The 26,357-nt window shown below is 67.3% G+C and carries 22 protein-coding genes; 9 read left to right on the forward strand and 13 right to left on the reverse strand.

The genetic code is table 11. The features are described from left to right. Positions 1–231 precede the first annotated feature (231 nt). Positions 232–1,146 (reverse strand): TIGR03564 family F420-dependent LLM class oxidoreductase, encoded by a 915-nt coding sequence (locus G154_RS20840; RefSeq protein ID WP_023985151.1) that lies wholly within the window; start codon positions 1,144–1,146, stop codon positions 232–234. On the opposite strand from G154_RS20840, the gene G154_RS20845 reads away from it, so the two are divergent. Then, positions 1,145–2,278 (forward strand): TDT family transporter, encoded by a 1,134-nt coding sequence (locus tag G154_RS20845; protein WP_234713143.1) that lies wholly within the window; start codon positions 1,145–1,147, stop codon positions 2,276–2,278. The two genes, G154_RS20840 and G154_RS20845, sit on opposite strands and share 2 nt — an antisense overlap. Before the next feature lie 201 nt (positions 2,279–2,479). Here the strand turns inward: G154_RS20845 and G154_RS20850 are convergent, their stop codons facing one another. After that, positions 2,480–3,778, reverse strand: coding sequence for an acetyl-CoA C-acetyltransferase (locus G154_RS20850; RefSeq protein WP_023985150.1), 1,299 nt, complete (start codon positions 3,776–3,778; stop codon positions 2,480–2,482). A gap of 46 nt (positions 3,779–3,824) precedes the next feature. On the opposite strand from G154_RS20850, the gene G154_RS20855 reads away from it, so the two are divergent. Then, a complete protein-coding gene (locus tag G154_RS20855) occupies positions 3,825–5,177 on the forward strand; it encodes a 3-oxoacyl-ACP reductase (protein ID WP_019511737.1) in 1,353 nt (450 codons plus the stop codon). A gap of 98 nt (positions 5,178–5,275) precedes the next feature. Next, entirely contained in the window at positions 5,276–6,118 is an 843-nt protein-coding gene (locus G154_RS20860; protein ID WP_019511738.1) for a MaoC/PaaZ C-terminal domain-containing protein, read from the forward strand. A 70-nt stretch (positions 6,119–6,188) separates the two neighbouring features. Here the strand turns inward: G154_RS20860 and G154_RS20865 are convergent, their stop codons facing one another. Both G154_RS20865 and G154_RS20870 read right to left on the reverse strand, forming a co-directional pair. Beyond that, complete coding sequence (locus G154_RS20865) at positions 6,189–6,788, reverse strand: TetR/AcrR family transcriptional regulator (RefSeq protein WP_023985149.1); 600 nt, start codon at positions 6,786–6,788, stop codon at positions 6,189–6,191. A gap of 25 nt (positions 6,789–6,813) precedes the next feature. Then, entirely contained in the window at positions 6,814–7,968 is a 1,155-nt protein-coding gene (locus G154_RS20870; RefSeq protein WP_019511740.1) for a glycoside hydrolase family 3 N-terminal domain-containing protein, read from the reverse strand. A 103-nt stretch (positions 7,969–8,071) separates the two neighbouring features. On the opposite strand from G154_RS20870, the gene G154_RS26120 reads away from it, so the two are divergent. After that, complete coding sequence (locus tag G154_RS26120) at positions 8,072–8,245, forward strand: DUF2613 domain-containing protein (protein ID WP_019511741.1); 174 nt, start codon at positions 8,072–8,074, stop codon at positions 8,243–8,245. Continuing rightward, positions 8,223–12,434: a DUF3367 domain-containing protein gene (locus tag G154_RS20875; RefSeq protein ID WP_019511742.1), complete on the forward strand. Its 4,212-nt coding sequence runs from the start codon at positions 8,223–8,225 to the stop codon at positions 12,432–12,434. The genes G154_RS26120 and G154_RS20875 overlap by 23 nt, the downstream gene beginning before the upstream one ends. Before the next feature lie 74 nt (positions 12,435–12,508). Here the strand turns inward: G154_RS20875 and G154_RS20880 are convergent, their stop codons facing one another. The 5 genes from G154_RS20880 to G154_RS20900 all read right to left on the reverse strand — a co-directional run bounded on the left by G154_RS20880 (position 12,509) and on the right by G154_RS20900 (position 17,188). Further along, positions 12,509–12,967 carry a hypothetical protein gene (locus G154_RS20880; protein WP_019511743.1) on the reverse strand — a complete coding sequence of 153 codons (459 nt, stop codon included), beginning with the start codon at positions 12,965–12,967 and terminating at the stop codon, positions 12,509–12,511. Positions 12,968–13,082: 115 nt separating this feature from the next. Beyond that, entirely contained in the window at positions 13,083–13,514 is a 432-nt protein-coding gene (locus G154_RS20885; protein ID WP_019511744.1) for a DUF5078 domain-containing protein, read from the reverse strand. Between the two features lie 37 nt (positions 13,515–13,551). Beyond that, entirely contained in the window at positions 13,552–13,881 is a 330-nt protein-coding gene (locus tag G154_RS20890) for a DUF732 domain-containing protein (RefSeq protein ID WP_019511745.1), read from the reverse strand. Beyond that, positions 13,878–16,793 (reverse strand): RND family transporter, encoded by a 2,916-nt coding sequence (locus G154_RS20895; RefSeq protein ID WP_019511746.1) that lies wholly within the window; start codon positions 16,791–16,793, stop codon positions 13,878–13,880. Before G154_RS20895 ends, G154_RS20890 begins: the two co-directional genes overlap by 4 nt. Continuing rightward, positions 16,790–17,188: an MmpS family transport accessory protein gene (locus G154_RS20900; RefSeq protein ID WP_234713144.1), complete on the reverse strand. Its 399-nt coding sequence runs from the start codon at positions 17,186–17,188 to the stop codon at positions 16,790–16,792. The genes G154_RS20895 and G154_RS20900 overlap by 4 nt, the downstream gene beginning before the upstream one ends. Positions 17,189–17,398: 210 nt before the next feature. Between G154_RS20900 and G154_RS20905 the strand changes: the two genes are divergently transcribed. Next, positions 17,399–17,959, forward strand: a complete 561-nt coding sequence (locus G154_RS20905) for a TetR/AcrR family transcriptional regulator (protein ID WP_019511748.1) — start codon at positions 17,399–17,401, stop codon at positions 17,957–17,959. 10 nt (positions 17,960–17,969) lie between these two features. On the opposite strand, the gene G154_RS20910 is transcribed toward G154_RS20905, so the two are convergent. Together G154_RS20910 and G154_RS20915 are read right to left on the reverse strand one after the other, a co-directional pair. Next, positions 17,970–19,040: a PDR/VanB family oxidoreductase gene (locus tag G154_RS20910; RefSeq protein WP_019511749.1), complete on the reverse strand. Its 1,071-nt coding sequence runs from the start codon at positions 19,038–19,040 to the stop codon at positions 17,970–17,972. After that, a complete protein-coding gene (locus G154_RS20915) occupies positions 19,037–19,933 on the reverse strand; it encodes a metal-dependent hydrolase (RefSeq protein WP_019511750.1) in 897 nt (298 codons plus the stop codon). Before G154_RS20915 ends, G154_RS20910 begins: the two co-directional genes overlap by 4 nt. 86 nt (positions 19,934–20,019) lie before the next feature. On the opposite strand from G154_RS20915, the gene G154_RS20920 reads away from it, so the two are divergent. Further along, complete coding sequence (locus G154_RS20920; protein ID WP_019511751.1) at positions 20,020–20,997, forward strand: phosphotriesterase; 978 nt, start codon at positions 20,020–20,022, stop codon at positions 20,995–20,997. Here the strand turns inward: G154_RS20920 and G154_RS20925 are convergent. Then, complete coding sequence (locus G154_RS20925) at positions 20,991–22,091, reverse strand: acyltransferase (protein WP_234713145.1); 1,101 nt, start codon at positions 22,089–22,091, stop codon at positions 20,991–20,993. The two genes, G154_RS20920 and G154_RS20925, sit on opposite strands and share 7 nt — an antisense overlap. A 242-nt stretch (positions 22,092–22,333) precedes the next feature. Between G154_RS20925 and G154_RS20930 the strand changes: the two genes are divergently transcribed. Both G154_RS20930 and G154_RS20935 read left to right on the forward strand, forming a co-directional pair. Next, positions 22,334–23,545, forward strand: coding sequence for a DUF3068 domain-containing protein (locus tag G154_RS20930; RefSeq protein WP_023985145.1), 1,212 nt, complete (start codon positions 22,334–22,336; stop codon positions 23,543–23,545). 109 nt (positions 23,546–23,654) lie between these two features. Then, complete coding sequence (locus G154_RS20935; protein ID WP_019511754.1) at positions 23,655–25,172, forward strand: hypothetical protein; 1,518 nt, start codon at positions 23,655–23,657, stop codon at positions 25,170–25,172. On the opposite strand, the gene G154_RS20940 is transcribed toward G154_RS20935, so the two are convergent. Continuing rightward, positions 25,156–26,328, reverse strand: a complete 1,173-nt coding sequence (locus G154_RS20940) for a glycosyltransferase family 4 protein (protein ID WP_031601268.1) — start codon at positions 26,326–26,328, stop codon at positions 25,156–25,158. The genes G154_RS20935 and G154_RS20940 overlap by 17 nt on opposite strands. Positions 26,329–26,357: the final 29 nt, after the last annotated feature.

Consider the following 26,357-nt stretch of genomic DNA (forward strand, 5'->3'; position numbering starts at 1 on the left):
CATCGTTGCCACCGACACGGCGACGTGCGCGCGTGTTCACCACCGGCTGAACGCATGAGGGCGGGTTCGGGAGGACATTCGGTTTATCAACCTGAGGGCGTCCACTCATACCTGGCGGTATCTCGCGCGGCCGGTGTTTCACCTCTTGCCCGGCTCTTTCGGATCAGTCACTCCCGAACCCGTCGTGACACCGACTGTACGCCCGTGACCAAGATCACACCATAGCAAATTTCACGCGTTGTCCAGTGTCCGCAACAGAGCCCGGGTACGGGCCCTGACCTCGGGCGATCGATCGAAGACGACGCCGACGTACTCGTCGACGCCGGCTGCGGAGAGCTCGTTGATCCTCGCGGTCACCGTGGCCTCGTCACCGATGAGCGCGGCGTCGGCGGGCCCGGCGTAACCCTCGCGATCGAGCATGGCGCGGTAGGACGGGAGGTGGCCGTACATGGCGAACTGCTCGGCCGCCTGGGCCCGGGTGCCGTCGACATCGTCGGTGACGGCGACCGGAAGGGCGGCCACCACCCGAACCGGTCGTCCGTCGGCTGCCGCCCGCAGTCCTGGGCCGACGTGTTCGGACAGTGTCTTGGGTCCCGTCATCCAGGTGACGGTGCCCGCGGTCCGGCGGCCGGCGATCTTCAGCAGCTGCGGGCCGAGTGCCGCGATGTACACCGGCGGCGCGGGCGCTGCGGGCACCTGCACCGCGCCCCGGGTGGTGTAGATCTCGCCGGCGGCGTCCGCCGGCTCACCGGCGAGCAGCGGCAGCAACCCGTCGAGGTACTCGTTGAGCCTGCGCACCGGACGATCCCACGGAATCCCCCACATGCCCTCGGTGACCGCGGCATGGGTCATGCCCAGCCCCAGGATGAACCGTCCACCGGAGATCAGGCTCAGCGTCAGCGCCCGCTGCGCCAACTGCATCGGGTGCTGATTCTGGATCGGCACCACCCCGGTGCCCACCTCGATGGTGTCGACCTCGCGCAGTGCCACCGCGAGCACCGTCAGCAGATCGGGCTCGTAGGGCATCTGCGTCATCCAGATGCGACGAAACCCTTCGTCACGCAGTTGGGCGAATTCCGACACGACACCGTCGATGAGGGACGTACCGCTCGATCCGGACAACGACCCGAGGATGCTGATCTCCATGACGCCAATCATGCCGGGTCGGTCGACGGCGGAACCTGGGACTCGGTTGGGAAACTTCGGCCCCAATTGGTTCTCCTCGGTGATGGGCACCGGGATCCTGGTCGTCGCGGGCGCCACGCTGCCGATGCACGTGCCGGGTCTGCGGGTGTTCACCGAGGTCGTCTGGGTGGTCGCCGCGGCGCTGCTGGTAACCCTGATCATCGCGGTCAGCGTGCAGTGGTTCCGCCATCCCACGGTGGCCCGCGGACACGTCCGCAACCCGCAGATGGCACATTTCTACGGCGCGGCCCCGATGGCGTTGATGACGGTGGGCAGCGCCACCATGCTGGTCGGTGCGGATCTCATCGGTGAACGACTGGCCGTCGACGTCAACTGGGTGTTGTGGTCGGCCGGCACGATCGGCGGGCTCTACACCGCGGTCTCGATTCCCTATCTGATGTTCACCCAGCTCAACGTCGGTCCGGACGCCGCGTTCGGGGGATGGCTGATGCCGGTGGTCCCGCCGATGGTCTCGGCGGCGGGCGGAGCGATGCTGTTGCCGCACATGGCACCGGGTACCGGCCGAACCACCATGTTCTTCGGCTGTCTTGCCATGTTCGGACTGTCCCTGATCGCGGCGCTGATCATCATCACGATGATCTGGAGCAGGTTGGCGCTGTACGGGACCTCGGGGACGGCGCGGGTGCCGACGCTGTGGATCGTCCTCGGTCCGCTCGGGCAATCGGTCACGGTGGCCGGGTTGCTGGCGACCCATGCCCATCTGGCGGTCGCGCCCGACCTGGCGGCCGGTGTCGGGATCTTCTCGATCCTGTTCGGCGTGCCGGTGTGGGGCTTCTGCGTGCTGTGGATCGCGCTGGCCACCGCGCTGACGATCCGCACCCTGCGCCGCGGGATGCCGTTCGCCCTGACCTGGTGGAGCCTGACCTTCCCGGTGGGCACCTTCGTCACCGGCACCACCCAGTTGGCCATCCACACCGGACTGCCCGCCTTCGAGGTGGCGGCGGTGCTCGCCTACGGGGGACTGCTGTGCACGTGGGCCCTGGTCGCGGTGCGCACCACCCGCGGAAGTCTGGCCGGGAGCCTGTTCGCGCCGGCCGGGGCGGGCCCGATCACGGCGTCCAAGGATCCCTGACAACCCGAAAAATGAAAGAGCCCCGTGTTGCCGTCGGGTCGGGGGGTCAGACGGCAACACGGAGCTATCCCATGTATCGACAGTGCTCCGGCGGGCGTTACAGCGATCGAGAAGTTTTTTTCCGAAAAACTTTTCCCGGCTACCGAAACGATGGAAGAGGCCAGGTCATCCGGGTTCCGCACCGATGTGTCGGGTGCGGAATCAGGCCTCCAGGATGGCCGTCACGCCCTGGCCACCGGCGGCACAGATCGAGATCAGGCCGCGGACCGGTTGTCCGGTCTCTTTCTTTTTCTCGGCCAGCTGTTTGGCCAGCTGGGCGACGATGCGCCCACCGGTCGCCGCGAACGGGTGCCCCGCCGCGAGCGAGGAACCGTTGACGTTGAGCTTGGCGCGGTCGATGCTGCCCAACGCCTTGTCCAGGCCCAGCCGGTTCTTGCAATAGTCGTCGGACTCCCAGGCGGCGAGGGTGGCCAATACCACCGACGCGAACGCCTCGTGGATCTCGTAGAAGTCGAAATCCTGCAAGGTCAGCCCGTTGCGGGCGAGCAGTCGCGGCACCGCGTAGGTCGGTGCCATCAGCAACCCGTCGGAGCCGTTGACGTAATCCACGGCGGCGGTCTCCCCGTCGACGAAGTAGGCCAGCACCGGGATGTCGTGCGCAGCGGCCCACTCCTCGGAGGACAGCAGCGCCACCGATGCGCCGTCGGTCAGCGGGGTGGAGTTTCCGGCGGTCATGGTGGCGTCGCCGTTACGGACCCCGAAGACGGGCTTGAGCCTGGCCAGCTTCTCGGCCGAGGAATCGGGGCGCAGGTTGTTGTCACGGTAGACACCGAGGAACGGGGTGACCAGATCATCGAAGAACCCGCGGTCGTAGGCCGCGGCCATGTTGCGGTGGCTGGCGGCCGCCAGCTCGTCCTGGTCGACGCGCTTGACGCCCATCTGCTTGGCGGTGATCGCCGCGTGCTCGCCCATCGAGAGCCCGGTGCGCGGCTCGCCGTTGGTGGGGATCTCGACGCCCAATGCCGCAGGCAGTTTGCCGACCAGCTTCAGGCGGTCGGCGGTCGACTTGGCGCGGCGCAGGCTCAGCAGCACCCCGCGCAGGTCGTCACCGAAGGCGATGGGCGCGTCGGAGGTGGTGTCCACACCACCGGCGGCGGCGACCTCGTAGCGGCCCATGGCGATGCCGTCGGCCGCCGCGATCGCGGACTGCAGACCGGTGCCACACGCCTGCTGCAGGTCGAAGGCCGGTGTGTACGGCGACAGGGAGCTGCCGAGCACGCTTTCGCGCATCAGGTTGAAATCGCGGCTGTGCTTGAGCACCGCTCCGCCGATGACGGCGTCGAGCTTCTCCCCCTTGAGGTTGAAGCGGTCGGCGAGCCCGTCCAGGACGGCGGTGAACATGTCCTGGTTGGAGGCGTTTGCGTAGGCGCCGTCGGAACGAACGAACGGGATCCGGTTTCCGCCGAGGACGGCGACGCGGCGAGAATTCGTGTTAGCCATATCCCAATGTTACCCACAGTTCTTACTCTGGAGTAAGTTAGTCCCCATGGCATCCGACCTGTTCTCCCAAGTGGTCAATTCCGGGCCCGGATCGTTCCTGGCCAAGCAACTCGGCGTCCCGCAGCCCGAAGAGCTGCGTCGCTACCGTCCGGGGCAGCCGCCACTGAACGGCTCCCTGCTCATCGGTGGGTCGGGACGCGTCGTCGAGCCCCTGCGCGCGGCGCTGGCCGACGACTACGACGTCGTCTCCAACAACATCGGTGGTCGCTGGGCCGACAAGTTCGGCGGCCTGGTGTTCGACGCGACCGGCATCACTGAGCCCTCAGACCTCAAGGAGCTCTACGAGTTCTTCACCCCGGTGCTGCGCAACCTGGGCGCCTCCGGCCGGGTCGTCGTGATCGGCACCACCCCGACCGAGGCGGCCGGTGCGCACGAGCAGATCGTGCAGCGCGCGCTGGAAGGGTTCACCCGCTCGCTGGGCAAGGAGCTGCAGCGCGGCGCCACCGTGTCGCTGGTCTACCTGGCCGCCGACGCCGCCCCCGGTGTCGGCGGTCTGGAATCCACCCTGCGCTTCATCCTCTCCGGCAAGTCCGCCTATGTGGACGGCCAGGTGTTCCGGGTGGGCGCCGTCGACTCGACCGCTCCCGCCGACTGGGACAAGCCCCTGGCGGGCAAGGTCGCCGTGGTGACCGGCGCCGCCCGCGGCATCGGTGCGACCATCGCGGAGGTGTTCGCCCGTGACGGTGCCGCCGTGGTGGCCGTCGACGTGCCCTCGGCCGAGGATGCGCTCAAGCAGACCGCCGAGAAGGTGGGCGGCACGGCGCTGGCACTCGACGTCACCGCCGCCGACGCGGTCGACCAGATCGTCGCCCACCTCAAGGAACACCACGGGGGCACGCTCGATGTGCTGGTGAACAACGCGGGCATCACGCGCGACAAGCTGCTGGCCAATATGGACGATTCCCGCTGGGATTCGGTGATCGCGGTGAATCTCGTTGCACCACTGACCCTCACCGAAGGCCTCGTGGCCGCCGGTGCGCTCGCCGAAGGCGGCCGGGTCATCGGGCTGTCCTCCATGGCCGGTATCGCGGGCAACCGTGGCCAGACCAACTACGCGGCAACCAAGGCCGGCATGATCGGCATCGTCGACGCACTGGCGCCCAGCCTGGCCGGCAAGGGCATCACCATCAACGCCGTCGCCCCGGGGTTCATCGAGACCAAGATGACCGAGGCGATCCCGCTGGCCACCCGCGAGGTCGGTCGGCGGCTGAACTCGCTGTTCCAGGGCGGCCAACCGGTGGATGTCGCCGAGGCGATCGCCTACTTCGCCAGCCCGGCCTCGAATGCCGTGACCGGCAACACGATCCGGGTCTGCGGCCAGGCCCTGCTGGGAGCGTGATGAGCGCCTGCGGGAAGAACCGAGAGCACTGATGAGCGCTTGCGCGAAGAACCGGGAGCACCGATGAACGCCTGCGCGAAGAACCGGAGGTACTGACGATGTCCCAGCCCAACGGTCTGTTGAACATGGCCCGCGCGGTCGCCGGGGCGCTGCCGTTCGTCCCGCGCGCCGGCGGTCTGCCCGAGCGCACCGTGCACGTACCGGAGTTGCGCATCGATCCGGCCAATGTGGCCGCCTACGCCGGGGTGACGGGGTTGCGCTTCGACGATACGGTGCCGTTGACCTACCCGTTCGCGCTCACCTTCCCCAGCGTGATGTCACTGGCCACGGGTTTCGATTTCCCCTTCGCGGCAATGGGTTCGGTGCACACCGAGAACCACATCACCCAGTACCGGCCGATCTCGGTCAGCGACACCCTGGACGTACGGGTGCACGCGGAAAATCTGCGCGAACACCGCAAGGGTCTGCTGGTCGACATCATCACCGAGATCAAGGTGGGCTACGACCTGGCGTGGCGGCAGACCACGACGTTCCTGCACCAGCAGCGCACCAGTCTGTCCGATGAGCCGCGCCCCGAACCGCCCAAGCAGCCCAAGCTGCCGCCGCCCAACGCGGTGCTGAGCATCTCGGCCTCCCAGATCCGCTCCTACGCGGCCATCGGCGGCGACCACAATCCGATCCACACCAGCACCGTGGGCGCCAAGCTGTTCGGCTTCCCGACCGCGATCGCGCACGGGATGTTCAGTGCCGCTGCGGTACTGGCGAACATCGAGGGTCAGCTACCCGATGCGGTGACGTACTCGGTGCGGTTCGGCAAGCCGGTGCTGCTGCCCGCGAAGGCCGGGTTGTATGTGGAGAGCACCGACAGCGGCTGGGAACTGGCCTTACGACACCTCTCGAAGGGGTACCCGCACCTGACCGCGACGGTCGCCGCGCTCTGAACGGACGGCGCCGAATCCGAGGACGATCACGCGCGGGATCGAATTCACGCCATCGTCTTCGGATTCGGCATCAGCCGGGGGTCGGCCTGCCCTTCAGACCGCGCCAGAACAGATTGATCATCAGCTCGGTCGCCTCGGCCACATCGGCGTCCCCGGAGCTGACCCGGTCGGCGATCGCCTCGCCCGCCCCCACCAGCGCCACCGCCATCATGTTGAAATCGGCATCCGGTTCCGGATTGCGCGTGCCCGATTGCAGCAGCCGGCCGACCAGATCGATGATGCGCTCGCGGCCCTCACGCACGGTGTGGGCGAACGCCTGAGAGCTGGTGGCCTGGCTGTACAACACGATCCAGGACGCGCGGTGGGCGTCGATATAGCCCAGGAACGCACGAACGGCGTTGCTCAACATATCTTTTGGACTCAGCGTGAAGTCGATCTTGCCGCGTACCTCGTCGACGAAACGGTTCAGCTCGCGGTCGAGGCAGGCCCCGAACAGGTCCTCCTTGGACCCGTAGTAGAGGTAGAGCATCGGCTTGGAGATTTGCGCCTCGGCCGCGATGGCATCCATCGACGTCTCGTGATAGCCGTTGATGGAGAACATCTGCACCGCGGCATCGAGCATCTGCTGCTCACGCACCGCGCGCGGCAAGCGCTTCGTTCCTCCGGCCATCGGAACAGATTACGGCCGGATGGGCCTAGCAGTTGGGATTGGGGCCCTTGGACGCCGCCACCCGCCGCAACGAATCGTCCACCTTCGCCTGCGGAAGCTCACCCGAGGCGACGGCCTGCTCGAGGCGGTCCAGCACCGCGGGAACCTCGGCGGTGGTGATCCACAGGGCGATATCCGCACCCGCCTGCAGCGATTTCAGCACCGCCTCGGCAACGCCGTACTGCTGGTTGATCGCGGCCATGCTCGACAGATCGTCGGTGAACACCACACCACCGAACCCGAACTCGTTGCGCAACAGGCCGTAGGCGGCCGGGCTGAGGCTGGCCTGCTCACTGCCGGTCAGCCCGGGCACCTGCATGTGGCCCACCATCACCGCCACCGGCGGCTGGTTGACCAAGGTGCGGTAGGGGACCAGATCGCTGGTCTGCAGTTCGGCCAGCGGCGGTGTCGATACCGCGCCGGTGTGAGAATCCCCCGCCGCGCGACCATGCCCGGGGAAATGCTTGAGCACCGGCAGCACGCCGGCGTCGCGCAGGCCGCGGGCGTAGGCGCCGGCGTAGGCGGTCACCGTCTCGGGATCGTCGCCGAACGACCGATCACCGATGGCGGCGCTCTCCTGCGTGAGATCGACCACGGGAGCGAAATCGACGGTGATGCCCAGTCCGCGCATGGCCCGGCCGCGTTCGAGCGCGATGCCGTACACCTCGTCGGGAGTCTTGGTCTCGGCGAGCACCCGGGCCGGGGGCTGGCTGCCGATCAGACCGGACAACCGCGAGACCCGGCCGCCCTCCTCGTCGACGCTGACCCCGAGTGGCAGGGCCGTCGCCGACGCCGCGATCTGGGCGAGTGGCGCTCCGAGGATGGACTTGTCGGTCCAGCTGCCGATCATGATGCCGCCGACCTTGTGATCGGTCACCGCGGCCTGCGCGTCGGCGGCATTGCTGACGCCCACCATCAACAATTGGGCCAGCTTGTCGCGGGTGGACAGCGAGGCGATATCGCCGCACACCTGTGGGCCCGGTGCGGCCGGCAGCGGCCGATCCAGTGAGGCGTTGGTCGGTGTCGCGGCGCTGCTCTGCGGCGCGGGCGCCGTGGCGGTGTCCTCGGTGGCAGCCGGCGCGCAGGCCATCAGCAGCGCGGACAGTGCGGTCAGGGCACCCAGGGTGCGTGACGTCGACATGGTTCCCCACAGTAACGGGGCGCCCCGATCTGGGGGCCCGGGCGGCCGGAACGCCCGTTCGGGCAGCACTCGCCCGTTCGTTCCGGCGTGCTAGGTTGGCCGCATGGATCGGTTCGTCGTGCCCGCCGCTGCCAGCCTGGTGGTCGGCCTTCTCCTCGGTGCGGCCGCCATCTTCGGTGTGACCTTGATGGTCCAGCAGGACACCAAGCCCCCCGTGCAGTCCGGGGATCCGGCGTCGTCGGTGCTCAACCGCGTTGAATACGGCGACCGGGCCTAGCCCGGGCGCGCCCCTCGCCGACACAGCACTATCGCGGCGGTGGCTATGGCTGGTCGGCACGTTCTTCCTGGTACTGACCTTCCTGCAGGCCCCCGGGCAGATCGCGCCCGACACCAAACTCGATCTCACCGCCAATCCGCTGCGCTTCCTGGCGCGGGCAGGCGATCTGTGGAACAGCGAACTGCCGTTCGGGCAGGCGCAGAACCAGGCGTACGGCTACCTGTTCCCGCACGGTGCGTTCTTCCTGGCCGGTGACCTCCTCGGCGTTCCCGGCTGGGTGACCCAGCGCCTGTGGTGGGCACTGCTGCTGACGGTCGGCTTCTGGGGCCTACTGCGCGTCGCGGAGGCGCTCGGTATCGGCACGACCGCCGCACGCGTCGTCGCCGCCGGCGCATTCGCCCTCTCCCCCCGGGTGTTGACGACCCTGGGCGCGATCTCTTCCGAGACGCTGCCGATGATGCTGGCTCCCTGGGTGCTGCTACCGGTGATCTACGTCCTGCGCGGCGATCCACGGATCCGATTGCTCGCGGCCCGTTCCGCGGCGGCCGTCGCCCTGATGGGCGCTGTCAACGCCGTGGCGACGCTCACCGGGTGCCTGGCCGCCATCATCTGGTGGGCCGCGCACAAACCCAACCGCCAGTGGTGGCGGTTCACCGGGTGGTGGCTGGGCTGCACCGCGCTCGCGGTCACCTGGTGGGCGGTCGCGCTGGTGCTGCTGGGCCGGATCAGCCCACCGTTCCTGGACTACATCGAATCCTCTGGGGTGACCACGCGGTGGCTGTCGCTGACCGAGATGCTGCGCGGTACCGACAGCTGGACGCCATTCGTCGCGCCCACGGCGACGGCCGGTTCGCCGCTGGTGACCGGATCGGTCGCGGTGCTCGCCACCACGTTGGTCGCGGCGGCCGGGCTGGCCGGGCTGGCGATGGCCAGCATGCCGTCCCGCGGCCGGTTGATCCTCATCCTCTTCGTCGGTGTCACCGCACTGGCGGTCGGCTATTCCGGTGGGCTCGGGTCACCGATCGCCGCCGGAGTGCAACTGTTCCTCGATGCCGACGGCACCCCGCTGCGCAACGTGCACAAGCTGGAACCACTGCTGCGGTTGCCGATCGCCCTTGGCCTTGCGCACCTGCTCGGCCGGATTCCGCTGCCGGGCAGCGTGTCGCGCCGCACCTTGGTCGACGCCTTCGCCCACCCGGAGCGTGACCGACGGGTCGCGGTGGGCATCGTGATCCTGACCGCGCTGGCGGCCGGGACCTCGCTGGCCTGGACCGGCAGGCTCACACCGCCGGGCAGCTTCGAGGCCATCCCGGCGCACTGGCACGACACCGCGGCATGGCTGGATGAGCACAACACCGACGGGGGCCGGGTCCTGGTCGCACCGGGTGCTCCGTTCGCCACCCAGGTCTGGGGCAACAGCCACGACGAACCACTGCAGGTGCTCGGCCACAGTCCGTGGGGAGTGCGCGACTCCATCCCGCTCACACCACCGGAGACCATCCGCGCCCTCGATTCGGTACAGCGCCTCTTCGCGGCCGGCCGGCCCTCCGCGGGCCTGGCCGACATCCTTGCCCAGCAGAACATCTCGTTCGTGGTCGTCCGCAACGACCTGGATCCGGAGGCCTCGCGGTCGGCGCGTCCGCTGCTGGTACACCGGGTGATGGACAACTCGCCCGGACTGACCAGGGTCGCCGAGTTCGGTGACCCCGTCGGCCCGGGCACCCTCGACGGGTTCGTCAGCGACAGCGGATTGCGCCCGCGTTATCCGGCGGTCGAGATCTACCGCGTCGACGACGCCCACCCCGGTCCGTACGTGACCGATGCCGACACACTCGCACGCGTCGACGGCGGCCCGGAAGCACTGCTGCGCATCGCCGAACGTCGCCGGTTGGCCGGCCAGCAGCCGCTCGGGCCGATGCTGCTGACCGCCGATGCCCAACGCGCGGGCTTGCCCACCCCGCTGGTCACCGTCACCGATACCCCGGTGGCACGCGAGACCGACTACGGGCGGGTGGACCACCACTCATCGGAGATGCGCGCGGCCGGCGACCTGCGGCACACCTTCAACCGGGTGATGGATTACCCCGCCGGCACCGACCCGCTGTACGCACGCTGGGAGGGCGGACGGCTCAGCGTCTCCAGTTCGGCCGCGGATTCCACTGCGCTGCCCGATGTCTCGCCCGCCGCGGGCCCTGCCGCCGCGATCGACGCGGACTCCTCGACCAGCTGGGTGTCCAGTTCCCTGCAAAGTGCGGTGGGCCAGTGGATGCAGATCGATTTCGACAATCCGGTCACCAACGCCGCGATCACCATCACCCCCAGTGCGACGGCCGTCGGCGCACAGGTCCGCCGCATCGAGGTGTCCACCGTCAACGGCAGCACCACCCTGCGCTTCGATCAGCCGGGCAAACCGCTTGCCGCCGCCTTGCCGTTCGGTGAGACACCCTGGGTGAGGATCACCGCCGTCGGCACCGACGACGGCTCTCCGGGTGTCCAATTCGGCATCACCGATCTGACCGTCACCCAGTACGACGCATCGGGTTTCGCGCATCAGATACCGCTCCGGCGAACCCTCGATGTCCCCGGTCCGCCCCCAGGGGCCGCGGTGGCCCAATGGGATCTGGGCTCGGAGCTGCTGGGCAGGCCCGGCTGCGCGGACGGCCCGGAGGCGGTGCACTGCGCCGCGACCATGGGTCTGTCGCCCGAGGAACCGGTCAGTATCAGCCGCACCCTGACCATCCCGACCGACACCGAAGCAGCCCCCACGGTGTGGGTGCGGGCCCGGCAGGGGCCGCGGTTGGCAGATCTCATCCATCCCCCCGGAACGGTCCGGGCATCCGGCGAATCCGATCTGATCGACGTTCTGGGATCCGCCTACGCCGCCACCGACGGTGATCCGCGCACGTCCTGGACCGCGCCGCAGAACGGTGTGGCACAACGTAAACCGGCGACCCTGACCCTATCGCTGCCCCGCCGCACCGAGGTGGCGGCGTTGACGCTCACCCCGAGTCCGACCGATGTGCCTGCCCACCCCACCCTGGTCGCGGTCGACCTCGGTGCCGGGCCCCAGCTGCGCCGGCTGACCGGCGACGGACCCCAGACCATCGACCTCACACCCACGGTGACCGACACCGTGACGCTGTCGATCCTGGGCTGGCGCGATGTCATCGACCGCACCGCGCTGGGGTTCGATCAGCTCAAGCCGCCAGGCCTGGCCGAGGTGCAGGTACGCGACGCGGCGGGCGCACCGATCGCCGCGGCCGGTCCGGTCGATCGTGACCGAACCGTCGAGGTTCCGTGTGGGCGCGGACCGATCATAGGTGCGGCAGGGCAGTTCGTGCAGACCTCGGTGCGCACCACCGTCGGCGCGCTGTTGGACAACGAACCCATAGCCGCCACGCCGTGCCGAATCGGCGGCATCGCATTGCCCAAGGGGCAGCAGGAAGTCGTGATCAGCGCCGGCGAGACGTTCGTGGTGGACGGCATCGTGCTGAGCACCCCCCGTGCCGCCGAAGTACGTCCCGCGCAGGTGGTTCCGGCCGACGTGGGCATCTGGACCGCAGATCATCGGCAGGTGCGCGTGCAACCCGCGGACCGCGACCGGGTCATCGTGATCCCCGAGAGCCGCAATCCCGGCTGGGTCGCCCACACCGAGGACGGAACGTCGCTGCGTGCGATCACCGTCAACGGATGGCAGCAGGGCTGGATCGTCCCTGCGGGTGCGCAGGGCACGGTGAACTTGACCTTCCCGTCGAACCTCACCTACCGGATCGGGCTGTTCGGCGGGTTGGCCCTGCTACCGATATTGGCGCTGCTGGCCATGTTGCCGAGCCGGCGATCGGTTGGCGCCCAGCCCGTTTCGACCTGGCATCCCCGACCGGCGATCCTGCTGGCCGCCGCGGTCGCGGCGGGCACGCTGATCAGTGGTCTCGCCGGCGCGGTCGTGGTCGGCGCCGCCATCGGGCTTCGGTACCTTCTCGCCCGGCGGGCCGGATTGGCCGAGAAGGTGACCGTCGGATTCACCGCCGGTGGGCTGATCGCGGCGGGGGCGGTGCTGTCGCGCAATCCGTGGCGCTCGGTGGACGGGTACATCGGCCACTCCGCCGGTATACAGCTACTGGCGCTCATCTCGGTGGCAGCGTTGGCCGCATCCACGGTGACGTTCAACCGGAGGCCCCTGCGAGAATGAGCGCACCACCGAGGATGGTCGGCTCGGTCCGCACCCGGACGTGGCCGACGTCGTGTCCTCTGCCAGGGGTCCTTCTAGTGCTGAGCGTCGAACAGGGCGCTCAATCGCGCAGCGAGGGCGAGCCCTTCGCGATCCAGGCCGTCGCAGATATCTGCGCCAACCTCGGCACGTGAGCTTCTTTCGAACGCGAAGCCCCAGACAGCGGGAGCGACGGCATCATCGAGGTGCCTGCGCGCGCAGTCCTCGACAACCGCAGTGAGGTCGCCATAGCCGCAGCGACGCAGGGCGACGTTGATTTCGTCCCGGACCCTGGAGTACGTATGTCGCGCATACACCTCACCGGGAATCTGGTCACCTCGGCTGTCACCGAGATCTCCGCTGCCGGTATCGAACAAGCCACGGGTGAATCGTTCGAAGGTCGCGTAGCCCGCTCCTATCGTGACGGTCGATATCCAGGCAATGAGCCGGGCCCGTTGATTCGCGCCCAGTTGAGGCCGCACAGTGGGGAATCGTTGCGAGAACTGCGAGGTCATGGCCGCGATGTTCCATTTTCGGGCGCCAGGCTTCGGAAAAGGTTGGCGGGGCCGTCTCCGGTGGCCCCACCGCCTTGCTGAACCACCAGGTTCAAGCCGATCTGGGCCGGGATGATCACCACACCCATACCGAGGTGTCCTCGGGTGCGTAGTTCGCGCAGATGTCGGTGGTGTGCGCCGCTACACCCTTGTTGTTGAAGAAGATCTTCGCCCAGTTGGGCCAGTTCCAGGACAGCTGTTCGTAGAACGCGTTGGTAGCGGTGTTCTCCGAGTAGGCGCGCCGCCCCGAGTAGTCCATGGAGTAGAACCAATGGATGCGGTCACGCACCGCCCGCTGCACCTCAGGCGATTTGTTGTTGTAGTCGGTCATGTATCGCTCGTAGTAGACCGGTTCGACATCCCTTGCGGCGGCCAGGATCTGCTCAGCGGTGCACGTCGTGTGCAACATCCGTCGCGGTATCGGGTAGTCCTCGGTGGCGTCGGCGCGGGTGACTGCCGCGACCGCGACGGCGAAGGCCGTGAGCAGCACGATGATGGCCAGGACCATCCCGATTGCACGCAACGCTCGCACCGGCCATGAGCGCTCAGGGTCGCGAGGCGGCATCGAGCCGGCCGATCTGCTGCGGACAGTACGTTCGTATGCCCGCTGCGAGGAACTGCCACGCCTGCTCCGTAGAGGTGCCGCTGTCGAGATTGGTGTGGACGAATGCAGCTGCGTCATGAGCATTTTCATCGACTCCTCGGTCCAATCGTTCACAGGCGATCTTGGCCAGCCAGGCGTTGTGGTCGCGCTGACCGTAGATGCCATAGGTGTGTAGCTCTCGCGCGAAATCGATATCGCGATCCGCCGACGCCGGCGGGGCGAGTGCCACCGCTGCCGCGAGGACACCGCCGATCAACGACGGCCATTTCACGACGTCACCCCTGTCGCTGGATCGGTTTGCAGCCGTGGCGGATTGGGCCACGGAGCCGGCACCGGTCGCACCCGGATGCGTTGCGGCCACCAGAACCATCGGCCGAGCAGGTTGGCGATCGACGGCGTCATGAACGACCGGACCACCACGGTGTCGAAGAACAGACCGAGCCCGATGGTGGTGCCCACCTGACCGATCACCCTCAGGTCACTGACTGCCATCGCCATCATGGTGAGGGCGAACAGCGCCGCAGCCGCGGTGACCGTCGATCCGCTGCCGCCCAGGGTGCGGATGATCCCGGTCTTGACCCCGGCCCCGACCTCCTCTTTGAGCCGCGAGATGACCAGCAGGTTGTAGTCGGCGCCAACGGCCAACAAGATGATCATGGCCATCGGTAGCACCATCCAGTGCAGCTCAAGCCCGATCAGGTGTTGCCATATCAGCACCGATATACCGAATGAGGCGCACAGCGACATACCGACCGCGAACACGATGACCGCGGCGGCCACGATCGCCCTGGTGATGATCAGCATGATCAGGAAGATCAACCCCAGCGCGGCGATGCCGGCGATCATCAGGTCGTATCTCGTGCCGTCGGCCATGTCCTTGAAGGTCGACGCCGTACCCCCGAGGTAGATGCGTGCGCCCTCCAGCGGCGTGCCCTTCAGCGCTTCCTTGGCGGCTTCCTTGATCGCATCGATCTTCTCGATGCCGTCGGCGGACATCGGGTCACCCTCATGGGCGATGATGAACCGCACGGCATTGCCGTTCGGCGAAATGAATTGTTCGATGCCGCGCTTGAAGTCTGCGTTCTCGAAGGCCTCTGGCGGTAGGTAGAACGAGTCGTCGTTCTTGGCGGTGTCGAAGGCCTCCCCCATTGCCCTGGAGTCCTTCTGCATCTCGATCATCTGCTGCTGCATGCCGTTCTGCGTCTGATATGTGGTCAGCATCATCTGCTTGACCGACTTCATCGTGTCGATCATCGCCGGCATGAGCGCCGTCATCTGCGGCATGAGCGCATTCAAGCGCTCCATGTCTGGGATCATTCCCTGGATGCCGTCGGTCATGGTGTCGATGCCGTCGAGCGCATCGAAGATGGAGCGCATGGCCGAGCAGATCGGGATGTTGTAGCAGTGCGGCTCCCAGTAGAAGTAGTTACGCATCGGCCGGAAGAAATCGTCGAATTCGGCCATCTTGTCGCGTACTTCGCCGATCGAGATCGCCATATCCTTCATCTTGACGACCATGTCGTTGGTCGTACTCGCCATCTCGACGGTGATCGACTGCATCTTCTCCAAGTTGTCGATGTTCTTCTGCATATCGTCGGCCTGCTTGAGCATGTCGGCCGTGCGGTCGCCCTGGAACTGCTCGTTGAGCTTGTTCAGCGCGCTCTGCTGCGACATGGCATAGGGAATCGTGCTGTGCTCGATGGGTAGCCCGTCAGGGCGGGTGATCGTTTGCACCCGACCGATACCCGGCACTCGGAAGATGTTCTTGGCCACCTTGTCGATGACCAAAAAGTCCGCGGGATTGCGCAGGTCCTTGTCGGTCTCGATCATCAACATCTCGGGGTTGAGTCGAGCCGGGGAGAAATGCCGTTCGGCGGCGGCGTAGCCCTGATTGGAGGGAAGGTCCGCCGGCATGTAGAGGCGGTCGTTGTAGCTGGTCTGATAGCTGGGGATGGCGACCAAGCCGATCAAGGACACCGCGAGACTGGCCACCAGGATCGGTCCGGGCCAGCGCACCACCGCCGTGCCGACCTTGCGCCAACGGGAAACCCGCACAACATGTTTAGGATCCAACCAACCAAATCTACTACCGATGGTCACCAAGGCCGGGCCGAACGTCATGGCATAGCCGATCAGCACCAGCATGCCGATGGCCAGCGGGATACCCAGGGTCTGGAAGTACGGCAGCCGCGTGAAACTCAGGCAGAATGTCGCACCCGCGATCGTCAGCCCGGATCCGACCACCACATGGGCGGTGCCACCGAACATCTTGTAGTAGGCGACTTCTCGATCGGCACCTTTACCGCGTTCCTCCTGATACCGGCCGATCAGGAAGATGGCGTAGTCCACCGCAATGGCGATCGCGAGAGTGACCACCAGGGAGGTCGCGAAGGTGGAGAGACCGATGATGTGGTGATAGCCGAGGAAGGCGATGACACCGCGCACGGTGGCCAGACCGAGCAGCAGCATGGTCATGATCAGCGTCGTGGTGATGATCGACCGGAAGTAGATGATCAGAAAGGTGAAGATGACGGCCATCGTCAGCGTCTCGATGGTCCGCATGCTGTTGTGTCCGGCCTCCTGCTGATCGGATGCCAGCGCAGCGCCGCCGGTGACATAGGCCTTGACGCCATCCGGAGCCGGGGTGTCGGCGATGATCTGTCGCACCGCGGCCACCGACTCGTTCGATTTGGCCTCGCCCTGGTTTCCGGACAGATAGACCTGCACATAGGCGGCCTTGCCGTCACCGCTCTGCGCCCCGGTCGCGGTCAGCGGATCACTCCACAGGTCCTGGATGTGCTCGACATGCTCGGTATCGGCCCGCAACCGCTTCACCAACTCGGCGTAGTAGTTCCGTGCCGGGGCTTCCAGCTTGTCCTGCCCCTCCAGCACCACCATCACCGAGCTGTCTGACGTGTACTCCTCGAAGACCTCGCCCACTCGCTGGGTGGCGATGGCGGCCGGCGCCCCCTGCGGGCTCATCGAGACCGACCGCAGCTCGCCAACCTTTTCCAGCTGGGGGGTGGAGACATTGAGGAAGACCGCCAGTCCCAGCCAGGCGATCATGATCGGCACCGACAGCTTGCGCAGGATGTGGGCGATCCGGCCGAAATGTTCGGTGCGGTAGACGGGCACGGCAACCGGAATCTCTTCGGTCACGGCATCCGCATGCTTGCCGCTCATGCGGACTTCACGATGCAGTAGGTCTGGGCGTTGTACCCGTCGACGACCCGCTCGGCCATCAACTCGTCGTCGACGAAAACGCGGCAGCCCAGCGAGTTCGCATCGCCCTGGGCAACCAGGGTGGTCGCTGTCGACGGATCGGTCGTGGACAGGATCAGCGTCCAAGGCAAAGGAACGCCCTTGGCCTGTTGCGGTACCGCATCGAGGTCGAGGTAGCTGATGTCCACCACCGCACCGGGATTACCGAAGACCTCCATCCGCACGACCTTCTTGTTGAAGCGTTCGGCATCGCCGGCGAAGTTCTGCGGGACCACGATCACCGGGTCGGCACCGAAGATCCCCCTGATCTGCCACACGGCCACTGCACCGACACAGAGGACCGCGATGATCACCATCGGCAACCAGTTGCGCGCCAGCACCTTCGTGCCCCAACCCTTCGACTTGGCAGATCTTAGCCACACGATTGACTGACTGAACTTAACCATTCGTATGAGTTCAATCAACCAGTGCAAGTCTGTGTGTGACCCACACGATGCTGGGGTTTTGCTGTGATCGCCGTCGCACCATGGGGGGCCGGTAACCTTCAGGCGAGGAGGTGCCGACCCATGGCAAAGCCCGTCGCCGCCCGAGGCTTCGCGCGAGAACGCGTGGTCGACGCTGCGCTGGAGCTGTTCGTCCAGCACGGTGTTCGCGGCACGTCGATCCAGATGATCGCCTCGCGACTGGGGGTCACCAAGGCCTCGGTGTACTATCAGTTCCAATCCAAGGACGACATCGTGCTGGCAGTTGCCCAGCCGATCCTCGACGATATCGAGCACGTACGGCGCATCGCCGACGCCCTACCCACCGACGAGGCGCGTCGCGATGTCGCGTTGAGCGGTCTGATCGACCTGGCCATCCGACACCGTCAGGTGGCCAATGTCCTCTACGGCGATCCCGCGATGCGCGAGCTGATGGTCACCCATGAATCGATGAGGCAGTGTGTCGATGGCTTCACCAAGCTACTGACGGGCGCCTCCACCAACCGCACCCAGCTGGTCGCGATGACACTACTGACGGCCGGCATCTACTGCTGCACAACCGATCCCAGGATCGCCGAGCTCACCGACGAGGAGCTGCGGGCCGAGCTGGAGACGGTGGTCAAGACCTTCACCAGCGCCATGTGAGCAGACCTTCTCAGAGATCGAGGACCAGTCGCCCGTTCGCCGAACGAGATACGCAGGCCAACATCGAATTCGCCCGCTCGGCGGCGGTGAGCCGCGCATCGCGGTGTTCCGGCGTCCCGGACAGCACGCCCACCCGGCAGGTCCCACAGAATCCTTGCCTGCAGGAGTACGCGACATCGGGCCGTACCCGGACCAGCGCGTCGAGCAGCGACTCGTCGGCGGCAACGGTGGCGACCGCACCGGTACTGGCAATCTCTATCTCGAACGCAGTGCCATCGGTGACGGGCGGCGCGCTGAAACGTTCGAAATGCAGTGCCGAGGCCGGGGATCGATCGAAATTGCCGCGCACCGTCTCGATCATGGGCGGCGGGCCGCACACGTAGACCGCCCCGCCGGGCGCGGCGCGCCCGAGCAGGTCCGCCGGCGTAGGTATCCCGTGTTCCTCGTCCAAGCGGACGGTCACCCGCTGCGGATCCCACTGCCATATTTCGTCGAGGAACGGGATGGTGTCGGCACTACGACCGCAGTACACGAAATGCCAGTCGGTGCCCAGGCGTTGCGCCGCACGCACCATCGGCAGAATCGGTGTGATGCCGATCCCGCCCGCGATATAGAGCGCCCGCTCGTAGGGGATGAACGGAAAGCCGTTACGTGGCCCGCGGACCGTGACCGTGTCGCCGATGCGCAGATCGTGCATCTCCAGTGATCCGCCACCACCGCTGGGGATCTTGCGCACGGCGATACGGTAACGGTCCCGATCCTGCGGGTCCCCGCACAGCGAGTACTGCCTGCGGCGTCCCGACGGCAGATGGAGGTCCAGATGACTGCCGGGCTGCCAGCCCGGCAGATCGCCACCATCCGGTGCGGTAAAGGTCAGCGCCACAACGTCTTTGTCATGGGCGACGATCTCCCGCCCGCGCAGTTGCAGCGTCATCGGATCGTGTGGGGTCCGATCTGCCCGCTCATCGGCATAGTCAGCCTTGACGACTCGGTTCAGCCAGAAACGGTCGAGCAGGGTGACCACGAGATTGGTCGCCCTGTCATCGATCGGCGAACCCAACGGCGGAGCGGTGCGCTTCACTTGACTGCGGCGCGCGCGGCGGGCGAGGAAGCCAGGTAGGCCACCGCCTGCGCGGTGTCACCGACATCACCGGGGTGATAGCGCGGCGAGAAGTATTGCAGCCCACGCCAGGTGGTGTGCATGACCGACGGTGCGACCCCGCGGCGGCCGGATCGGATCAATCCGCGCCAGATCGCCCTGCGCTTGCGCACCGACATCTTCAGGTTCGGGTCGACCCGCATCAGGTAGCGGGTGGCCTGCCACAACAAGTACAGCAGCATCGGCCCGGCGACCACCTGCGCCCACGCCCGGCGGGCGTAGTTGTGGTCGAAGTAGCGCAGCACGTCATGGGACACCATGCGGTGCTCCACTTCCTCGGCACCATGCCAGCGCAACAGGTCGACGATCGTCGGGTCGGCGGTCTCGGCATTGAGTCGCTTGGCGTTGAGCACCCAGTCGCCGAGGAAGGAGAAGATGTGCTCGAGGGCGGCCATCACGGCCAGCCGCTCGACCATGTAGTTGTGCGCCTTGGCGCCCTTGGCCGCGCGCGGCCCCAGCAGGCTGCCGAACACCCAGTTGGCACGATCGATCACCGGAGTCGGGTCGATACCGTGGCGCTCCAGATATTCGTAGATGCCCGAGTGGGCGGTGGCGTGCATCGCCTCCTGCCCCATGAAGCCGATGACATCCTCGCGCAGCTTCTCGTCGTGGATCTGCGGCAGCGCTTCCTTGAGCAACTCGATGAACCATTCCTCGCCGGCGGGCAACAGCAGGCTCAGCCCGTTGTAGAGGTGACTGGCGTAAGGATCGCCATAGACGCACTGCGCGGGCACATCGCTGAGATCGAACTGCACGGCACGTGCGTGTAGAGCAATCTGACCGCTGTCCGGGGTATCGGTGTCCAACAGCTCCATCTGCGAAACGGTACCCCTGGTACCGGGTAGATGTCGATACGCGTGATCGGGCCCGGGCATCGCGCCGGCCTCCTAGCATCGGCGAGGTGTCCAAGCTGAATACCGCACGCGGGCCCATCGAAACCTCCCGGCTCGGCGTGACGCTCATGCACGAGCACGTGTTCATCATGACCACCGAGATCACCGAGAACTACCCGCAGGCCTGGGGCGATGAAGCGCGGCGCGAGCAGGATGCGATCGCGCGACTCAACGAACTCAAGGCGCGCGGTGTGGACACCGTCGTCGACCTCACCGTCATCGGGCTGGGACGCTATATCCCCAGGATCGCCCGCATCGCGGCCGCCACCGAGATCAACATCGTCGTCGCGACCGGCCTGTACACCTACAACGACGTACCGTTCCGTTTCCACTTCCAGGGACCCGGCACCATGCTCGACGGACCCGAGATCATGACCGAGATGTTCGTCGGCGATATCACCACCGGGATCGCCGATACCGGCGTGAAGGCGGCAATCCTCAAATGCGCGACCGATGAGCCGGGCGTGACTCCCGGCGTGGAACGGGTGTTGCGGGCCGTTGCCGCGGCCCACCGCGAGACCGGTGTCCCGATCTCGACGCACACTCACGCCGGTACCCGGCGCGGCCTGGAACAGCAGCGCATCTTCGCCGAGGAGGGGGTGGACCTGAGCCGGGTGATCATCGGGCACTCCGGGGACACCACCGATCTGGCGTATCTGGAGGAGCTCATCGCCGACGGCTCCTACCTGGGGATGGACCGGTTCGGGGTGGACTCGATCCTGCCGTTCGAGCAGCGCGTCGACACCGTGGCGCAGATGTGCGAACGCGGGCACGCCGAGAAGATGGTGCTGTCCCATGATGCGTCGTGCTATTTCGACGCACTGCCCGAGGACACCGTCTCCGCGCTGCTGCCGAACTGGCACTACCTGCACATCCACAATGACGTGATCCCCGCGCTCAAGCAGCGCGGTGTCACCGACGATCAGCTGCACACCATGCTGGTGGACAATCCCCGCCGGATCTTCGACCACGGCGGCGGCTACTGACCGCCTGTGTCGGATACCGCGCTATCCAAGGGGGCAGCCCGATGGTGGCGGTTCTCCCACCGCCGCAGCGCCTCCCGGCACGGTGATTCCACCAGCGCATAGCTGACCGCTGCGATGGCGAATCCGAAGATCAACGTCAGCACCAGCACCACCGGCATGTGCCCGTTGAACGGGAAATAACCCATGATCGGGAAGACCATCGCCAACGCGGCCAGATGCCAGACGAACAAACCGTAGGACCACCGGCCCATCGTCACCATCACCGCGCTGCCCAGAATCCGGTGCTCGGTGTCGGGCGCATCGAGCACCAACGGGGCCAGCAGCGCGCCGGCCACGATCGCGCCCATGCTGATCTTGACGACGAACTGACCCACGGTGCCCGGCGTGAGGCCCTCGGGCCCGGCCAGCGGGGAGGCGGCCACGACGAATGCCACCGCGGCGATACCCGCCATCACCCACGGCCTGCGGGCCAATCGATGCAGCCGCCCCACCGGGCTCACCGAGAGTTCGGCCAGCACGATGCCCGCCGCGAACCAGGAGAAGAACGCCGGCGGCCAGTTCAGGGGGTTGACACCGTACGGCGGATCGAACGGGATCAGCCCCCACGCGAGGCTCACGGCGGCGACGCCGAGCACCGCCGGGATGCGCGCCGACACCGGGAGCCGTCGGGCCAGCATCGCCAGGAACGGCAGGGCCAGGTAGAAGCTCACCTCCACCGCCAGGCTCCACATCTGGGTCAACCCCGACGTGAGTGTCAACGGAACGTAGATCTGGGTGAGCGTCAGGTTCGCCAGCCAGACCGTCAGGTTGGCGTTTGTGTCCGGCATCAGGGCGAGGATGACGATGACAGCCACCAGATAGCCCGGCATGATGCGCACCAGCCGGGAGCGCAGATAGTGCCCCGTCGGGGGACGGTGGCGCAGCCCCCGGGCCGCGGCGGCGTGCCCGCGCCACAGCAGGAAACCGGACAGCGCGAAAAACACGGCGACGGCCAGATCGAAGCGGCCGAGCAGTCGGCCCGACACCCCGCCGGTGTGCCCGGTCTGGAACGCGACATGGGTGATGACGACGCCGATTGCCGCGCAGGCTCGCATGCCCTCGACGGCGGGCAGGAAGCTGCGGGTGCCACCGGAGGTCGACGGTCGGCCGGCCGGTGCGCGATCACCGTCGATCGCCGAGGCTCGCTGGACAGTCATGATGTCAGTGTGCCGCGATCGGGTGCCGACCTCACAACTAGTCGGTAGTCGGTATCGGTGATCGGCATCAGTGAACGTCGTCATGAACATCGCGCTTACCCTGTGCTGTTAGGGTCGTCCGTGACCGAAGGGAGCTTGGGTTGAACCGAGCAGTGGCCCTGCGCTTTGCCGCATGTGGACTTCTTGGGCTGGGCGCTGCCCTGCTCATAGCGGCATTGCTGCTATCCACCTACACCCACGGCAAGATCGCCAAGATTCCGCTGAATCTGGACGCCGACCTCGTCAGCGAGGGCACGGCCACGGCGCTGGATCCGGCGTCGCTGTCCTCGCCGGAACGTTTCGTGATCAACCAGGACGTGCCGGTCGCGCTGCAGCAGCAGCTGTCGGTCGAGGCGCCGGCCAACGCCGATGTCGTGACCCTGCAGGTCGGCAGCTCGCTGCGCCGCACCGATCAGCAGCAGGACAAGGGTTTGCTGCTGGCGATGGTCGACACCGTGACGCTGGATCGCATCACCGCTGAAGCGGTGTCCAGTGACACCAACCCGGGCGGTGCGGTGCAGAAGCCGCGCACCATCGAGGACGATGCGCCGCCCACCAACATCGCGCTGCCGCACGAGGGGTTGTCCTATCGCTTCCCGTTCGGCACCGAAAAGAAGACCTACCCCTACTTCGATCCGATCGCGCAGAAGGCTTTCGACGCCAACTACGACGGCGAAGAAGATGTCAACGGGCTTACCACCTACCGGTTCACCCAGAACATCGGCTATGACGCCGACGGCAAGCTCGCCGACCCGCTCAAGTACTCCTCGCTCTACGACAACGACGAGGACTCCGAGGTGACCGCGCGGGCGTCCCTGTGGGGCGTCGAGGCCGAGAATCCCGAAGACCCGATCACGATGAACCGCTATTACGCGGCCAAGCGGACCTTCTGGGTCGACCCGATCACCGGCACGATCGTCCGCGCCGAAGATCACGGCTTCCACTACTACTCGCGCGATGCGCTGCGGCCCGAGGTGACCTTCGCCGAGTTCGACGTGACCTCCACCGAGAAGACCGTCGAGTCACAGGTTGCGGCCGCCCGCGACGAGGCCGATCACCTGGCGCTGTGGACCAGGATCCTGCCGATCACCTTCACCGCGCTCGGCCTGGTGACCTTGGTGGGCGGGGCGTTGTTGGGATCGTTCGCGCTGCGCGCCGAGTCGGCCCTGATCGACCCGGGCCTGGACGGCTCGGACCGCGGGTTCTTCGGCCGCCGCGATGACGAGTCCGGGCCCATGCCCGCGGCCGAAGCGCAGACCGAGAAGATCCCGACCCGGCGGCCTACCGACCTGCCGCCGGACCGACCGGTCTGACGCGGACGCCGCGGACATTTCGGACACCGCACCCCGCTCGGCCCGTCACCACCGGTGGGTTCCGCCGGTCTACTCGCTGGCGCTGAGTCTGGTTGTCACCGGCCCGCTGTTGGGTCCCGGGTACCTGCTGCTGCGTGATGCCGTCTCGACACCGCGGTCATATCTGACCGACGCCGCCCTCGGCCTCACCGATGCCGCGCCGCGGGCCCTGCCGCAGGATTTCGCGATCGCGTTGGCATCGCATGTCCTCGACGGCGGAATCGTCGTCAAGGCGCTGCTTGTCCTCGGGTTGACGCTGGCCGGCTGGGGATCGGCGCGCCTGGTTGCCCAGCTTCTGCCCGATATCGCGTTCGGCGGCAGGCTGGTGGCGGCCACCCTGGCGATCTGGAACCCGTATGTCGCCGAGCGTCTCCTGCAGGGCCACTGGAGCCTGCTGGTCGGATATGGCTGCCTGCCCTGGGTGGCCGCCGCCGCGCTGGCACAACGACGCTGGGCACTGGTGTTCTGGATCGCGCTCGCCGGACTGACCCCCACCGGGGTGCTGCTGGCCGCGGTGACGGCCCTGGCGTGTGCCCGCCGCTGGGGCACGGCCGCCGCGGCGCTGGCCGCGACCGTGGTGACTGCCCTGCCGTGGCTGGTGGCCACGGTGGTCTCGGCGTCGTTGAGCTCGACGGCGGGGGCGGGGGTTGACGCGTTCGCCGCCCGCGCCGAGCCGGGGCTCGGCACCCTCGGCAGCCTGGCCGGGCTGGCCGGGATCTGGAACGCCCAGGCGGTACCCGATTCCCGGACAACGATTTTCGCGGTCACCGCAACATTGGTCCTGGTGGCGGTGGTCGCGGTCGGCGCACCGGCGGCGGTCGCCTCGCCGCTCGCGCGCCCACTGCTGGTGCTGGCGGCGGTGGCCGTGCTGGTGCCTGCGGCGTTGGCCACCGGCCCCGGACAGGCGGTGCTCGCCTGGGCGTCCGGTCAGCTGCCCGGCCTCGGCGTGCTGCGCGACGGCCAGAAGTGGGTGGCATTGGCGTTACCCGGCTACGCGCTGGCGGCCGCGGGTGTCGCGCGGCTCGGCCGTTCGGTTGCCGTGGTGTCCGGGGTGGCCCTGATCGCGGTGCTGCCGGACCTCGCCTGGGGCGTCGGCGGTCAGCTGCGCGCGGTGCACTATCCGCAGGCGTGGCCCGCGGTGGCCGCACTGATCAATGCCGACCCCCGGCCGGTGGCGGTGCTACCCCTGGACAGCATGCGGCAGTTCGACTGGGCGGGCTCCGCGCCGGTGTTGGATCCCCTGCCGCGCTGGGTGTCCGCCGACGTCCTGGTCAGTGGTGATCTGCTGATCGGCGGTCGGATCATCCCCGGGGAGGGGGCGCACGGACGCGCAGTCACCCAATTGGTGCTCGACGGGGCACCACAGCGTGAGCTCGCCGACGCCGGCGTCGGGTGGGTGGTCGTCGAAGGGAGCGGCGCCCCGCTGGATCTGCCGGTGGTCTACCGCGATGCGGATCTGGCCCTCTACGACGTGGGCGGCTCGACATCACCCGCCGACGGGCGCGGTCTGCTGATCGGCGCGCACCTGGTGTGGTTGGCGTCGTTGTTCGGTGCCGGGGTGACCGCAGCGCTCAGACGACGCCGCTGACGCGGCGGCCGCCGGCAACCTCCTGGAGCACCGTGCGCATGGAATCGGCGCTGAGCGCCCAGGAGAACTCCGCGCTGCGGATGCGCGCCTTGGCCCCGAGTTCCTCGCGCAGCACCCGGTCGGACAGCAGCCTGCGCAGGCCGTCGGCCAATTCGTCGGGCCCGTCGACCAACAAACCGGTCACCCCGTCGACAATCGAGTCGGTGAGCCCACCCGAGGCGCGGTAGCCGATGGTCGGCACCCCGTGCTGAGCGGCCTCGATGACCGCCAGCCCCCAGCCCTCTTTGCGCGAGGGCATCAGGTGCACCCAACACTGCTGCACCACAGCATGTTTGGCGGCGTCATCGATATGCCCGTGGAAGGTGACGTGGTCGGTGATGCCGAGCGCGGCGGCGTGTTCGACCAACCGTTGCTTCCACCACCCACCGCCGACGATGTCCAGGTGCAGATCCGGGATATCGGCGCGGAGCGCGGCGACGGCGTCGAGCGCATCCTCTATCTGCTTGTGCGGCACCAGCCGTGACAGCACCGCGACCCGCGGTGTCACCGATCGTGGCGCGCTGAGGGTGGCCGCGGGCGCCTCGTCGAGCCCGTTGCGCACCACCGCGATCCGATCCGGTGTGACACCGAGCTCGGTGAGTTCGCGCGCCGAGGGCAACGACACCGTCACGTACTGATTGCGTCGGTGCAGCCGCGGCGACAACCGGGATTCGACGAACCACCCGAATCGACCGGTCCGTTCGCCGGCCACTGGCCACTGCTCGCGGTGGCAATGATGCACCAAAAGCACCGAGCGTTTCCCATAGGCCAGCCTGGCCAGGAACGGAATACCGTTCTGGGTGTCGACGACCACATCGGGACGGGTCCGGCGCAACGGGCCGAGGCCGATCCGTGCCGCGACCATCGACAGCCCGGCCCATATGTAGACCGAATAGGGGCCTCCGCCGCGGCTGACGGTGACGCCGTCGATCACGTCGCGGCGCGCCGACCCGGGGTAGCGCGCGGTGCGCAGGGTGACCTCGATACCGGCGGCGGCCAGCTGGCTGCCGATGCGCTGCAGATAGGCCTCGCTACCGCCGCCCTGCGGGTGGCCGGTATCGCGCCAGCACAGCAGCAGGACGCGCTGCACGGGGGCGTGTACCGAGCCTGAAGTCATAACCCGGCCAGCCTAGCCTGCGCACGCCT

Origin of the sequence: Mycobacterium sp. VKM Ac-1816D, from assembly GCF_000416385.1 — a bacterium.
Classification (GTDB): Bacteria; Actinomycetota; Actinomycetes; order Mycobacteriales; family Mycobacteriaceae; genus Mycobacterium; species Mycobacterium neoaurum_A.

Coding starts and splice junctions, on each gene's coding strand:
- G154_RS20845 (WP_234713143.1), top strand. CDS start 1,145: ATGACGCCAATCATGCCGGGTCGGTCGACGGCGGAACCTGGGACTCGG.
- G154_RS20840 (WP_023985151.1), bottom strand. CDS start 1,146: ATGGAGATCAGCATCCTCGGGTCGTTGTCCGGATCGAGCGGTACGTCC.
- G154_RS20850 (WP_023985150.1), bottom strand. CDS start 3,778: ATGGCTAACACGAATTCTCGCCGCGTCGCCGTCCTCGGCGGAAACCGG.
- G154_RS20855 (WP_019511737.1), top strand. CDS start 3,825: ATGGCATCCGACCTGTTCTCCCAAGTGGTCAATTCCGGGCCCGGATCG.
- G154_RS20860 (WP_019511738.1), top strand. CDS start 5,276: ATGTCCCAGCCCAACGGTCTGTTGAACATGGCCCGCGCGGTCGCCGGG.
- G154_RS20865 (WP_023985149.1), bottom strand. CDS start 6,788: ATGGCCGGAGGAACGAAGCGCTTGCCGCGCGCGGTGCGTGAGCAGCAG.
- G154_RS20870 (WP_019511740.1), bottom strand. CDS start 7,968: ATGTCGACGTCACGCACCCTGGGTGCCCTGACCGCACTGTCCGCGCTG.
- G154_RS26120 (WP_019511741.1), top strand. CDS start 8,072: ATGGATCGGTTCGTCGTGCCCGCCGCTGCCAGCCTGGTGGTCGGCCTT.
- G154_RS20880 (WP_019511743.1), bottom strand. CDS start 12,967: ATGACCTCGCAGTTCTCGCAACGATTCCCCACTGTGCGGCCTCAACTG.
- G154_RS20885 (WP_019511744.1), bottom strand. CDS start 13,514: ATGGTCCTGGCCATCATCGTGCTGCTCACGGCCTTCGCCGTCGCGGTC.
- G154_RS20895 (WP_019511746.1), bottom strand. CDS start 16,793: ATGAGCGGCAAGCATGCGGATGCCGTGACCGAAGAGATTCCGGTTGCC.
- G154_RS20900 (WP_234713144.1), bottom strand. CDS start 17,188: ATGGTGATCATCGCGGTCCTCTGTGTCGGTGCAGTGGCCGTGTGGCAG.
- G154_RS20905 (WP_019511748.1), top strand. CDS start 17,399: ATGGCAAAGCCCGTCGCCGCCCGAGGCTTCGCGCGAGAACGCGTGGTC.
- G154_RS20915 (WP_019511750.1), bottom strand. CDS start 19,933: ATGGAGCTGTTGGACACCGATACCCCGGACAGCGGTCAGATTGCTCTA.
- G154_RS20925 (WP_234713145.1), bottom strand. CDS start 22,091: ATGCGAGCCTGCGCGGCAATCGGCGTCGTCATCACCCATGTCGCGTTC.
- G154_RS20940 (WP_031601268.1), bottom strand. CDS start 26,328: ATGACTTCAGGCTCGGTACACGCCCCCGTGCAGCGCGTCCTGCTGCTG.